A 12,831-nucleotide genomic window follows, 5' to 3' on the forward strand; every position below is an offset into this window, starting at 1 on the left:
ACTGGCCAAGGACAAGAACCGTGAAGGGCGCGGTTACTCCTTCGAGGTGATGCGGGCACGAATGCTCTACACCACGAAGCACAAGAAGAAGGCACCGACTGCGAAGGTCTCTCCTTTCTACAAGAAAACCATCGGTTACGGACTGCCGGACTTCGCAGAGGAACTCAACTACGGAGTCGATCTATCAACCATCTGATAATGGTATCAGGTTGGTGGGGTAAAGGTGCCCCATCAACCATTAAATCCGTATACCCCTTTATTACTGACGGCCTGAGTGTATCACTGGGTGTGAAAAACCTGACTGACGAAGAGCCATCACGTGTTGCTAATGGCAGCGACGGTGGCACAGTGCCGGAAGTGTTCGACACTATTGGCCGTCAGATCTATGGTGGCGTAACTTACAAGTTCTAAGTTTTTGTTGGTGTAATACGAAACCCGCCGTAATGGCGGGTTTTTTGTTTTCAACTTTTGGTTATTTGGTATTACCAATTCTGTTGCCGCTTTTGTAATCAATCATAGTTGAGTACCAGTACATAACGCGCTAGGGTGGTGTAATACGTGGTAACAGAGGCAACGACAATGGATCATTACGCAGCACTAAAAGCCAATGTTGGCTTGCTGGGAACAAAGCTGGGCGACACTATTCGTAGCCAGTTGGGCGATGCACTGCTGGAGCGGGTCGAGCAGATCCGGTTATTATCCAAGGCCGCGCGGCAGGGGGATGAATCACAGGCTGACAAGCTAAAGCAGGTACTGCGCAGTTTAACCGACGACGAGTTATTGCCGGTAGCACGGGCCTTTGCCCAGTTTCTGAATTTAGCTAACCTGGCTGAACAGCACCACACCATCAGCCGTATTGGCCATACCAGTATTGAAAAACCCGAGCCGCTGGCGGAATTGTTTAGCTTGCTGGACGACAAACAACTCGACGCTGCTCAAGTGCAACAAGCAGTAGCAAATCTGTCTATTGAGCTGGTATTAACCGCGCATCCAACCGAAGTATCGCGCCGCACCCTTATTCATAAACTGACCGAAATTGCCGCCTGCTTAACCGAGCTGGAGCAAGAGCTAAGTGCAGCGCAGCAACAAAAAGTAGAGCTGCGTTTAAGTGAACTGATTGCCCAGGCCTGGCATACCAATGAAATTCGTGAGCAACGGCCTACGCCGGTTGATGAAGCTAAATCGGGCTTTGCTGTTATTGAAAGTTCGCTGTGGCAGGCGATACCTGACTTTTTGCGTGAGCTGGATACCAAGCTGATTGACGCTACCGGCAAAGGGCTGGCACTGGATGCCGCGCCGGTGAAATTCTCATCCTGGATGGGCGGCGATCGTGACGGTAACCCTTTTGTTACCGCTAAGGTTACCCGCCAGGTATTGCTGCTTAGCCGCTGGAAAGCTGCAGACTTATTCGCTAAAGATTTGGATTTACTCAGCAGTGAATTATCGATGTATCAGGCCAATGCGGCGCTGCGCGAAGTGGCCGGCGATGCCAGCGAGCCGTACCGGCTGGTGCTGAATAAACTGCGCACCGGCTTATTGCACAGCCGCGACTGGTTAACCGAAGCACTAAAGCACGATCGTTTACAGCGGCCTAACGATTTAATCTGGCATAACCAGCAGTTACTTGAACCCTTGCTGCTGTGTTATCAGTCGTTACTGGACTGCGGTATGGCCGTTATTGCCAATGGCAAGTTGCTGGATACCCTGCGCCGCGCTTATGCCTTTGGCCTGACCTTATTAAAACTGGATATCCGCCAGGACGCCGGCCGCCATGCACAGGTGTTTGGTGAGTTAACCCAGCATCTGGGCCTGGGTGATTACGCAGCCTGGGATGAAGGCGCCCGTCAGGCGTTCTTACTGGCCGAGCTGGCTAACCGGCGGCCACTGTTTCCGAAAAGCTGGCAGCCGTCTGCTGATGTGAAGGAAGTGCTGGATACCTGCGATATTGTTGCCCGCCATGGCAGCGAAGCGCTAAGCACCTATGTTATTTCCATGGCCGGTAAACCGTCTGATGTGCTGGCCGTGCAGCTGCTGTTAAAAGAAGCCGGTATCAGTTTCCCGATGCCGGTAGCGCCATTGTTTGAAACCTTAAGCGATTTACAAAACGCACCGGATTGTATGCGCAAGCTGCTGAGCATCGACTGGTACCGTGGTTACATTAATGGCAAACAGGAGGTGATGATTGGCTACTCTGACTCAGCCAAAGACGCCGGGGTATTTGCTGCTGCCTGGGCACAATACAGTGCCCAGGAGGCGCTGGTAGCCATTTGCCAGCAAGCCAAAGTACAACTTACGCTGTTTCATGGCCGTGGCGGTACTATCGGCCGTGGCGGCGGCCCTGCGCATGCCGCTATTTTGTCACAACCGCCAGGTTCGTTAGCTGGTGGCTTGCGGGTAACCGAGCAGGGCGAGATGATCCGCTTTAAATTCGGCCTGCCGCAATTAGCCGAGCGCAGCCTGGCATTGTATGCCAGCGCCGTGCTCGAAGGCATGTTATTACCCCCTCCGGTGCCAAAACAAAGCTGGCGCGATTTAATGCAGCAACTGGCAGATGATTCCTGCGAGGTTTACCGTGGCGTGGTGCGGCACAATAAAGATTTTGTGCCATATTTCCGTGCAGCCACGCCCGAGCAGGAGCTGGGCCAGTTGCCGCTTGGTAGCCGCCCGGCCAAACGTAATCCCAGCGGCGGGGTAGAAAGCCTGCGGGCAATACCGTGGATTTTCGCCTGGTCGCAAAACCGTTTAATGTTACCAGCCTGGCTCGGGGCCGGCGGCGCCTTAGCCAACGCTGCGAAGCAGAACAAAGCCGCGTTGCTGGATGAGATGCAGCAACAATGGCCGTTTTTTGCTACCCGCATGTCGATGCTGGAAATGGTGTTTTTAAAAGCTGACAGCGAAATAGCTGCTTATTATGACAAAGTGCTGGTACCGGACGAACTGAAGCATTTAGGTCAAAGCCTGCGCAGCCAACTGGCCGATGATCGCCAGTTGCTGCTGAAGCTTATTCACAGCGATACCTTAATGGCAAAAGAAAGCTGGATTAGGGAATCAATAGTGCTGCGCAATACTTATGTTGACCCGTTGCATATTCTGCAAGCCGAGCTGCTGTACCGCGTGCGCCACCAGCCCGAGCGGGTAAACCCGATGATTAGCCGGGCGTTAATGGTTACCATTGCCGGTATTGCCGCCGGTATGCGAAACTCGGGCTAGGGGCTCGTTAGTTACTGAGAAAACCGGCATAATCTGCCGGTTTCTAGCTTCGGGAATGGGTATGGGGTTATATGCGCTATTAGCGTTGGTGTCGGCAATGGCGATGGCCAGCAGCGGTATTATCGCCCGCTATAGCGGCTTGGCGGCGGCCGAGTTAACCTTCTATCGTTTAGCTGTTGGCGGTGTATGTTTACTGCTGTTTGTTAGTTTAACCGGCCGTTTTGCCTTATTAAAAGGCAAGCCCGACTGGCGTATGGCAGTAAACGGCGTACTGCTGGCCAGTTTTATGCTGAGTTTTTTAACGGCTATCGAATATATCAGCCTGGCCAATGCCATTATGCTGGTCTATCTGGCGCCACCGCTGTCGGCTTTTATTGCGCACTGGTTACTGCAGGAAAGGCTCGATTTACCCGATAGCAGCCTGATTGTACTGTCGTTTCTGGGTTTTGCCATGTTACAGCAGTTTAAATTTGACCTGGTGTTAGACGCTGCCCAGTTACCCGGGCTGATGTTTGGCTTGCTGTCACTGTTTGCCTACAGCGGCTTTTTACTGCTAAACCGCCGCGCCCAACCTGCGCATTCACAATTACAGCGCACTTTTTATCAGTTGATGATTGGTGCCTGTTGCGTACTGCCTTTTTTAACCGGCATAAGCTTACCCAGGCCTGATGATATTATCTGGATAGCGCTGGCCGGTATTTTCCCCGGTTTTATTGCTATTTATTGCGCCATAGTAGCATTGCAGCATTTACCAACACGGGTTTATGCCACCCTGGCCTATCTGGAGCCGGTTACCGTGATCATTGCCGGCTGGTGGCTGTTTAACGAAAGCTTAAGTGCATTGCAACTTGGCGGTGTGTTGTTGATTATTATTACCGGTTTAGCCCTGGCACTGCGGCATAAACCGGCGCCGTCAGTGCTGGTATTCGCAGACCGCGCTCAGTTGTAATTGGCCGGCTGCTATAGTTACAGTACTTTTAGCTAAAGCAAAACCGGAGAGCGGATGAAAACACTGCTAGTAGCAGTTATGTTGTTTTGGCTGCCAGGTTATGGCATTGCCATACCACAGGATCATACCGAAGCGGCAGCCATTAAGGTAGTTAATGCCCCTCAGGATCAAGCCATTGCTGAACGCCTGCGCGCTATTACCACTTCGATAGCCGGTATGGAGCATATTGAGATCAGTGTACAGGCCGGCGTGCTGACGTTGAGCGGCGATATAGCCAATACCCAACTGAAAAGTGACGTTGGCGCCATTGCCAACCGGCTGGAAGGTGTGGTGTATGTGCAAAACCAGTTGCAGGAACAACTGGCCGTGCGTTCCCGGCTGGAACCTGCCGCTGAGAAATTCCGCGAAATGCTTAGTACCACTGTGCAAATGCTGCCTCTGTTATTACTGGCAGTGTTGGCGGTGCTGGTTTTTTCACTCGGGGGGAGTTGGTTGGCTAACCGTGGTGCCTTGCTGCGCCGTTTGGGGTTAAGCGAGCTGGCTATCAATCTGGGTATGCGTTTTGTCCGCTTAATTATTACCGGTATTGGCATTCTGATCGCCCTTGAATTGCTAAATGCTACTGCGCTGGTCAGTGCCATGCTGGGGGTGGCCGGGGTTATTGGCATTGCATTGGGCTTTGCCTTTCGCAATATTGTAGAAAACTACCTGGCCGGTGTCTTGCTAAGTACCCGCAATCCTTTCGCTATTGGTGACGCGATCCAGGTCAACAACATGAACGGCAAAGTTGTACGGCTGACATCGCGTGATACCGTGCTGATGACATTGGATGGTAACCACTTACGCATTCCTAACAGCCTGATTATTACCTCGCCAATGACTAATTTTTCCCGTAACCCACTGCGCCGGTTTGAATTTAACGTTGGCGTGTCTGTCGATCTCGATTTACTTGTGGTAAGGCAGTTGGCTATTGCTACCTTACAGGTTATGCCGGGTATTTTAACTGAGCCCAGGCCCCGTGTACTGGTACAGGAGTTGGGCGACAGTGCTGTTACCGTGCGCGTATTTGCCTGGATCGATCAGCAGAAAACCGACTTTTTAAAGGCCCGCAGCGAAGCTATCCGGCTGGTTAAAGCCGCTTTTGATCATGCCGGTATTGAAATGCCGGAGCCGATTTACCGCATCCATATGGCTGAAGCTGACTCCGGGCACGGTAAGGCTCCGGCACAGCCTGTGGCATCGGCTCCAGCCAGGCCAAAGAAACCTGGCAATATTGACCCAACGGTAGATGTGAGTACCGATGACAGTATCGAGCAGCAATTTCATGCCGAATTAACTCAGTCGAATGAGGAAAACTTGTTACCAGCGGCTAAAAAAAGCAGCGCTGGCAGCACTTAGGTTAACCCTGACTGCGCGGTACAAAGTCCAGCACTGTGGCGTTAATGCAGTAACGTGGGCGGCCATTGGGGCCGTCATTAAACACATGGCCTAAATGAATACCGGATACTTTGGCGCGGATCTCAGTGCGGCGCATGCCATAGCTGTTATCCGGTTTTTCAATTACCGCGCCATTAACGGCCTTGGTAAAAGATAACCAGCCGGTGCCGGAGTCAAAGCGGTCGCGGGTGTCAAACAGAGGCGCCCCGCTTAGCTTGTCGGTAAAAACACCATCCGGGGTATTTTTAAAAATTTCATACTGTTGGCAAAAGCGGCTATCGGTGCCTTTATCAAACGCAACATCAAAAGCCTCAGTGTCGCCGAGTTTAAATTTACCCAGTAACAGATAAAACTCGTCCGGGCTTAAGTAGCCCTGGCGGCCAAATACTTCTTTGCCGTCTTGCAGCAGAATAATGGTTGGCGTAGCCCAGGTTGGGGTTTTTAGTGTTAAGCCATTCACTGCGTTGGCATAGCGAAAATGCAGCGGAATATCACCCTGATAACTGTTTGCCACTTCGGCTTTAAATTTTTCGCAATACGGGCAGTAGTTTTCAGCATCTATCACCAGTATATGTTTACCGCTGAGCAAAGCGCTGTTATCCACTGCTGCGGTTTGGCTTTTATTGTCGTTGGCAAAACGCACGCCGGTGGAATGATCGGGGCAATAGCCATTAGGATTTTTCGCAATATAGTCCTGATGATACTGCTCGGCCGGGAAAAACCCGCGTAGCGGCTTTATTTGCGTGGTAATAGCGCCGTAACCGGCCTGGCTCAGCAGCGGTTGGTAAGCGGTCAGCACTTGTTGTGCGGTATCGGCTTGTGCCTGGCTGTTGGTTAAAATAATTGAGCGGTATTGGGTGCCGATATCATTGCCCTGGCGGTTTAGCTGGGTCGGGTCGTGCATTTCAAAGTAGCGCTGCAGCAAAGTAGTCAGGCTGATTACTGCCGGGTTAAAAGTAATTTGCACTACTTCGGCATGGTTGTTCGGGTTATGCTGGTTGCGCTTTTGCGTAATAGCCCGGTATGTGGGCTGTACGCCATTACCATCGGCATAGCCGGATACGGCATCTATTACGCCATCCATAGCTTCAAAGCGTTTTTCTACCCCCCAGAAACAGCCCGCACCCACCACGATAGTGTCGGTGTGGCGTGTGGCCGGCATAGTGTTGTCCTGCGCCTGTGCGGTGCTGCCAAGCAGCATTAACGCTGTAAAGAGTTTGAATAACGTGGAGCGGGCCATAATTACCTCTGCCTGTTGTTACGTTTTACTGCTTACGTAACAGACAGGCAAAAGGTGCATTTGCTTTCAGGTTGGGGTTAATTCAGTTTGGCAAAATCGGTAATATGCTGCAGTGTTTGCTCAATATCAGCACTGCTTATTTGCAGATGGCACACCCAGCGTACGCGTTTTATGGCACCGTTGGTGCTCTGGTAATTACTGCTGGTAAGCCTGATACCACATTCTGCCAGATAGGGCAGTAGCCGCTCTGCCAGTTCAAGGCTGATGTCGGTAAATAAAATATTGCTCTGCACCGGTAAGACACTAAGTTGACCTTGCAGTGCCGGTAACTGTGCCGCTAATACGGCCAGGCCATCGGCTAAACGTTGGCAGTTAGCATGGTCGTCTGCCAGACGATTAATATTGTTCTCCAGCGCATACAGGCCGGCGGCTGCCAGAATGCCAGTTTGGCGCATACCGCCGCCGAGCATTTTGCGCACCCGTTTTGCCCGGGCGATAAAATTAGCTGAGCCCAGCAATAACGACCCTACCGGGCAGCCTAAACCTTTAGATAAACACAGCGATACCGAATCAAAACCCGTGCACAGCCAGCGAACCATTTGCTGTGGCGTTGTATTGTGTTGTGGTGCCAGCACCACAGCGGCATTCATCAACCTGGCACCATCTATATGGCAAGCCAGGCCTTTGTCTTTTGCCAGTGCCGCCACATCGCGCATATAGCTAAGCGGTAGCACCTTACCGCCAATGGTGTTTTCAATCACAATTAAACGGGTGCGGGCAAAATGCGGATCGTCGGGCTTTATTGCGGCAGCAATATCGCTTAGCAACAAAGTACCGTCGCTTTGCAGCTCCAGCGGTTGCGGCTGAATAGAACCCAATACCGCCATGCCACCGCCTTCCCATTTATAGGTATGCCACTGCTGGCCAACAATAGCTTCATCACCACGCTGGCAATGGCTCATCATGGCAATCAGATTGGTCTGGGTGCCGCTGGGCGCGAACAGTGCGGCTTCAAAGCCAAGCATGTCGGCAGCGTAACGTTGTAATTCCAGCGTAGTGGGGTCGTCGTTAAATACGTCATCGCCTAAAGCCGCGTTGAACATACGCTCTTTCATGGCAACAGAAGGTTGGGTTACGGTATCGCTGCGAAAATCCGGCATTTTATGCTCCGCGGTAACAGAAGGTGTTCAGCGTAAAACGATGCTGCCGCTTGTGCAATCAGAACAGGTTAAAGCGCAGGTTTTTTCGCCGGAAAGGAGTGGCTAAAAGCAGAAGCAAGCCAGACAGAATAGTACGAACCGGCTTGCCCACGTCAACGCGCCGTAAACCCTTCCGTGGGGGCTCGACTCAGGCATCCCTGCCTTCAACGGTTGACTTAGAGCAAGTCGATTCGTACTAACTCAGCGATTAATAAAAGCTGATTTTAAAATCGACACCAAAGGTACGTGGTTCGTTAACAAAACCGGTCAGGTTGCTAAAATCGATAGCACCTTTCAGGTTGTCCTGATCGGTAATATTGCGGCCAAACACGCCTACTTCGTAATTACTGTCGTAATTAACATAGGCTATGCGCAAACCGGCTTCGTAGTTATTGTTTGATTTAAACTCGGCTGACTCATACAGAAACAGGTTGGTTTTACCCTGTAACTGATAATCGCCGTACACATAAATCTCACCACCCTGTACCGGGAAATCATAGCGCGCGTTTAACGTCAGAATAGTTTTTGGCGCCTGCGGGAACGGGTTACCGTTAATTAGTGCTAAATCCTGCGCGTTAAGCGGGTCCAGCACGGTACACAGGCCAGAGCCGCACGGTGCTACTGTTAAGTTGTCGTCTTTCAGCTCGGTTTTATTGTAGCTAAAACCGCCGCCCAGGCTCAGGTTGGCCAGCACACGGTAATCGAAGTCAACTTCAAAGCCGTAACCGACGCCTTTGTCGGCGTTAATCAACTGGTTGCCCTGGGTTTCACCACCAATGGCAGATAACTGAATATCGTCAATGGTGTAGTAGAACACCGCGCCGTTCAGACGCAAGGTATTGTCCAGTAAGTCTGATTTAGCGCCTACTTCAAATGACGTAATGGTTTCTGAATCAGCGACTGACGGTGGTGCTTCAAACGCCACATCACGGCCCTGAATAGACTGGGCGCGAAAGCCCTCTGCTACGCGGGAAAATAAGCTGGTTTTATCGGTTAAGCGGTAGTTGGCGCTTAATTCCCAGCTGATTTGGTCGTCAGATACCTTGATGGGATCATACTGCTGAATTTGTGCAGCACCGATAACCAGAGCAAAGCCGTTAACATTTTGTTGGCCTACCGAGAAAGTTTTTACATCGTCGGTATAACGGATACCGGCGGTAACATCTAATTTATCGGTAAATTTATAGGTGGTTTGGCCAAACAGCGCCCAACTGGTATTGCCGTGGAACACTTCGGTAGCACCAAAAAAGCCGTCAATACTGTTTACGCCAAAGGTTGAATCGAAGTAAAAACCACCGGCTTGCCAGCTTAGCGGGCCAGAGGTGTCGCTGGCCAGGCGGATTTCCTGCGTGTACTGTTTTAAATCTTTTAACTGATCTTCAGTGACCGCATTGTCCGGGTTAGCAGGACCGGCCTGGCCGGGATTACCGCCGTCAATATCGCCAATACCACCACCATCTGCGCGCTCCAGTGCTGAAATGCTGGTAAGTGTCATGCCATTAAAGCGGAAGTCAAACTTCAGTGAGGCGCCCCAGGCATCGTAACTCTGGCGGTTGTAGCCGTCAGCGTCATAAGCCACCGTATCGCGATCATAATTTTCGTTTAGCTTGTCGCTGCCCGGAGTCAGAATATTTTTGCGAAACAGGCTCGATGTGCCGTCGTAATTACGGGAATGTACATTTAACAGCGCATCGAAGTCGGCTGTTTCATATAAAAACTGTAAGCGGCCGGCGCGTTCATTGTAGCCACCCATTACGTCGCTTTCGCCGGTGTAGCTGTTGTCTACCCAGTTGCTGCGATGCTGTGATAATAATGAAAGACGGGCGGATAATTCATCGGTTAATCCGCCGCCTGCCGCACCTTCGAGGTTAAATTGGCCAAGGGTGCCAGCAGTGGTTTTAACATAAGCATCAAAATCCTGGCTTGGCTTTACGCTGTCAAATTTAATAATACCAGCTGTAGTGTTACGGCCGAATAAGGTACCTTGCGGGCCGCGGATCACTTCTACCTGTTGCACATCAAACAGCGGGAAGCTTTTTAAAATTACGTTTTCCATCACCACGTCATCCATAATAATGGACACCGGTTGTGATGCAGCTAAGTCAAAATCAGTATTCCCTAAACCACGGATATAAAAACGTGGTGCCGCACGACCGTTAGAGGTTTCGGCATACAGGCCCGGTACCTTAATGGCCAGCGCGGTAATGTCATCACCGGAAGAGAAAATGGTGTCAAACTTTTCGCCGGACAGGGTGGCAATAGAGATTGGCACTTCCTGAATACTCTGGCTGCGCTTTTGCGCGGTAACAGTAATGGTTTCCAGTTCCTGTTGCTTGCCGCCTTGGTCTTTGTCACTTTCCTGTGCCAGTAACACAGGAGAAAAACCAACAGCTGCACTAAACAGGCCGGCCTGAATGGCCGCTGACAACACCGACTTAGTAAATAGCTTCATTAAGGTGAACCTTTTATTGAGGATTACGATTGTTTTGTATGCTTGTTGTAACGAACACTTTGCTGGAGTGACCACAGCGTTTGTTGCGTTTATACCGGCTTAATATAGCATTTTGTCGCAAAAAATACTCAACTTAGCGTAGTTTGGCGGTTATTTTGTCAGCGGTTTGATCAAAACCGGTGTAGGCTCGTATCGATACACAGATGCACTATTTGAGAGCGTTATATGAGAGAGCTATGCGCAAGGTAATTTTTTTGCTGTTTTATTGCAGTATGCTGATAAGTGGGCATGCAGCTACCACAGGCTGGCAAACGGCAAAACAGCTGAAAGCTGAACTGGTTAGTGAATATCAACAGGTAACGCCGGGGCAAACTGTGCGCCTGGCGCTGCATTTTGTGCCGGACGACCATTGGCATACCTACTGGCAAAACCCTGGCGACTCCGGCCTGGCGACCAGCCTAAACTGGCAACTGCCCGATGGTGTAACGGTTGGTGATATTCAATGGCCGGCACCACACGCCATCGCTGTACCGCCGTTGGTCAATTACGGTTTTGAGGGCGGCACGGTTTTGCTGTCTGATCTTAGCATTGCGGCTGATTACGCCTCTGACACTATTGATATTCAGTTGCAGGCCGACTGGCTGGTATGTGAGGAAGTCTGTATTCCGGCCGAGGCACAATTTAGCCTGACATTACCGGTGGGCCGCGACGCTATCTTAGCGCAAGAGTACAGCGCTTTATTTAGCCAGGCACAGCAGCAACTGCCGCAGCCGCTGAATATCAGTGGCCAGTTTGATACCTCCGGCGGGGCTTTTTCTGCCGTAATTGACTGGCAGCAACCTACAGAGATAAGCGCTTTTTTTGTGGCTGCAACAGAGTTGGTTGATCATGCCGCTACGCAGCAAATCAGCCAGCAAGGCGCGCAGTTACTGCTGCAACAACCATTAAATACCTATTTTTCCGGCGTGGATGATCAAATTGAACTGGTATTGGTGAGTGCAGACACCGCCTACAGCGTGCAACTGACAAAAAGTGGCCAACTGGCAGGCAATGGAAAAACTGCGGCGGAAATTCTGGTCACCCAGGGCCAGCAAAGCAGCACCGCACTATGGCTAATTTTACTGATGGCTGCAACCGGCGGCCTGATCCTGAACTTAATGCCCTGCGTATTTCCGGTATTGTCGCTAAAAGCGCTGAGTATTGCGGCTAACAGCACACAACAGGCACAGCAAAAACGTGATGCATTATTCTACAGTGCTGGTGTAATACTCAGTTTTGTTGCTCTGGCGCTGCTACTTATTACGTTGCGTGCCGCCGGGGCTGCCATAGGCTGGGGTTTTCAGTTACAAAGCCCTTACATGGTAGCGTTGCTGGTGTATTTGCTGTTCGCGCTGGGGTTAAGTTTATCCGGTGTTGTGCAATTTGGCCTGGGCTTGATGAACACCGGGGGAGCGCTTACTGCCGCTAAAGGTAGCAAAGGCTCGTTTTTTACCGGCGTACTGGCGGTAATAGTAGCTAGCCCGTGCACGGCGCCCTTTATGGGCTCTGCGCTGGGCTATGCGGTAACCCAAAGCGCCCCGGTGGCGCTGCTAGTATTTGCGGCGCTGGGGTTGGGCATGGCACTGCCGTTTTTGTTGCTGGCGTTTGTACCGGGTTTTGCCCGGCTATTACCCAAACCCGGCGCCTGGATGGACACATTAAAGCAGGTGCTGGCGTATCCGTTGTATTTAAGCGCTGTCTGGCTGTTGTGGGTATACGGCCGTCAGGCCGGGGTTGATGCTCAGGCATTGCTGTTAATTGGTCTGGTATGTGTGGCGGGCGCCTGCTGGTTGTGGGGCCGTAAGCAACTGGCTCAGGCGGGCCGTGTTGGTGCAGGTATAGCAGTGTTATTGGTATTGTTGGCATTAGCCTTACCCTTAGTGGCGCCACAACCAGCCGCACCACAGGCACAAAACGGTGATACACAACACTGGCAGCCGTGGTCTGCCGCTACGCTTAAGCAGCTGCGGGAGCATGGTAAACCGGTGCTGGTTAATATGACCGCCGACTGGTGTATTACCTGCCTGGTAAACGAGCGGGTGGCGCTAAATACCGACAGCAGCAAAGCCGCGCTGGCATTGTACGATGTCACTTACTTAAAAGGCGACTGGACACTGCGTGACAGCGCCATAACCGAGTATTTACGGTTGTATCAGCGTGATGGTGTGCCATTGTATGTGTTGTACTGGCCGGGGCAGCCGCCACAAGTGTTGCCACAGATTTTAACCCCTGACACTTTGCCGCAGACGTTAGCGCGACTGAGTAGTCAACCTTAACGGCCTGACAGGCCCGGATAATAAAGGAG

General features: G+C 51.4%; 8 protein-coding genes and 1 pseudogene. 6 read left to right on the plus strand and 3 right to left on the minus strand.

Going from position 1 to position 12,831, the window contains the following annotated elements; all coding sequences use genetic code 11:
- The 5 genes and pseudogenes from BLW68_RS15030 to BLW68_RS15050 form a co-directional block, all read left to right on the plus strand.
- Window positions 1-196: pseudogene (locus BLW68_RS15030) on the plus strand (ISL3 family transposase); the annotation flags it as partial.
- A gap of 2 nt (window positions 197-198) precedes the next feature.
- Window positions 199-411, plus strand: a complete 213-nt coding sequence (locus BLW68_RS21275) for a TonB-dependent receptor (protein WP_218141387.1) — start codon at window positions 199-201, stop codon at window positions 409-411.
- 168 nt (window positions 412-579) lie between these two features.
- Complete coding sequence (ppc, locus tag BLW68_RS15040) at window positions 580-3,210, plus strand: phosphoenolpyruvate carboxylase (RefSeq protein WP_092795146.1); 2,631 nt, start codon at window positions 580-582, stop codon at window positions 3,208-3,210.
- Between the two features lie 61 nt (window positions 3,211-3,271).
- Entirely contained in the window at window positions 3,272-4,159 is an 888-nt protein-coding gene (locus BLW68_RS15045) for a DMT family transporter (RefSeq protein WP_092795400.1), read from the plus strand.
- A gap of 54 nt (window positions 4,160-4,213) precedes the next feature.
- Window positions 4,214-5,557 (plus strand): mechanosensitive ion channel family protein, encoded by a 1,344-nt coding sequence (locus BLW68_RS15050; protein ID WP_092795148.1) that lies wholly within the window; start codon window positions 4,214-4,216, stop codon window positions 5,555-5,557.
- Between the two features lies 1 nt (window position 5,558).
- Here the strand turns inward: BLW68_RS15050 and msrA are convergent, their stop codons facing one another.
- The 3 genes from msrA to BLW68_RS15065 form a co-directional block, all read right to left on the minus strand.
- Window positions 5,559-6,836: a peptide-methionine (S)-S-oxide reductase MsrA gene (msrA, locus tag BLW68_RS15055; RefSeq protein ID WP_092795150.1), complete on the minus strand. Its 1,278-nt coding sequence runs from the start codon at window positions 6,834-6,836 to the stop codon at window positions 5,559-5,561.
- 77 nt (window positions 6,837-6,913) lie between these two features.
- Window positions 6,914-7,996 carry a low-specificity L-threonine aldolase gene (gene ltaE, locus BLW68_RS15060; RefSeq protein ID WP_092795153.1) on the minus strand — a complete coding sequence of 361 codons (1,083 nt, stop codon included), beginning with the start codon at window positions 7,994-7,996 and terminating at the stop codon, window positions 6,914-6,916.
- Between the two features lie 247 nt (window positions 7,997-8,243).
- A complete protein-coding gene (locus tag BLW68_RS15065; protein WP_092795155.1) occupies window positions 8,244-10,487 on the minus strand; it encodes a TonB-dependent receptor in 2,244 nt (747 codons plus the stop codon).
- A 236-nt stretch (window positions 10,488-10,723) separates the two neighbouring features.
- Here BLW68_RS15065 and BLW68_RS15070 point away from each other — a divergent pair, with 236 nt between their 5' ends.
- Complete coding sequence (locus BLW68_RS15070) at window positions 10,724-12,802, plus strand: protein-disulfide reductase DsbD family protein (RefSeq protein ID WP_092795158.1); 2,079 nt, start codon at window positions 10,724-10,726, stop codon at window positions 12,800-12,802.
- The last annotated feature ends 29 nt before the right edge of the window (window positions 12,803-12,831 follow it).

Origin of the sequence: Rheinheimera pacifica (assembly GCF_900108485.1) — a bacterium.
Lineage (GTDB): Bacteria > Pseudomonadota > Gammaproteobacteria > Enterobacterales > Alteromonadaceae > Alishewanella > Alishewanella pacifica.

Excerpts from the sequence above, each read along its gene's own strand:
- BLW68_RS15050 (WP_092795148.1), top strand. The coding sequence starts at position 4,214 with ATGAAAACACTGCTAGTAGCAGTTATGTTGTTTTGGCTGCCAGGTTAT.
- BLW68_RS21275 (WP_218141387.1), top strand. The coding sequence starts at position 199 with ATGGTATCAGGTTGGTGGGGTAAAGGTGCCCCATCAACCATTAAATCC.
- BLW68_RS15070 (WP_092795158.1), top strand. The coding sequence starts at position 10,724 with ATGCGCAAGGTAATTTTTTTGCTGTTTTATTGCAGTATGCTGATAAGT.
- BLW68_RS15045 (WP_092795400.1), top strand. The coding sequence starts at position 3,272 with ATGGGGTTATATGCGCTATTAGCGTTGGTGTCGGCAATGGCGATGGCC.
- msrA (WP_092795150.1), bottom strand. The coding sequence starts at position 6,836 with ATGGCCCGCTCCACGTTATTCAAACTCTTTACAGCGTTAATGCTGCTT.
- ppc (WP_092795146.1), top strand. The coding sequence starts at position 580 with ATGGATCATTACGCAGCACTAAAAGCCAATGTTGGCTTGCTGGGAACA.
- ltaE (WP_092795153.1), bottom strand. The coding sequence starts at position 7,996 with ATGCCGGATTTTCGCAGCGATACCGTAACCCAACCTTCTGTTGCCATG.
- BLW68_RS15065 (WP_092795155.1), bottom strand. The coding sequence starts at position 10,487 with ATGAAGCTATTTACTAAGTCGGTGTTGTCAGCGGCCATTCAGGCCGGC.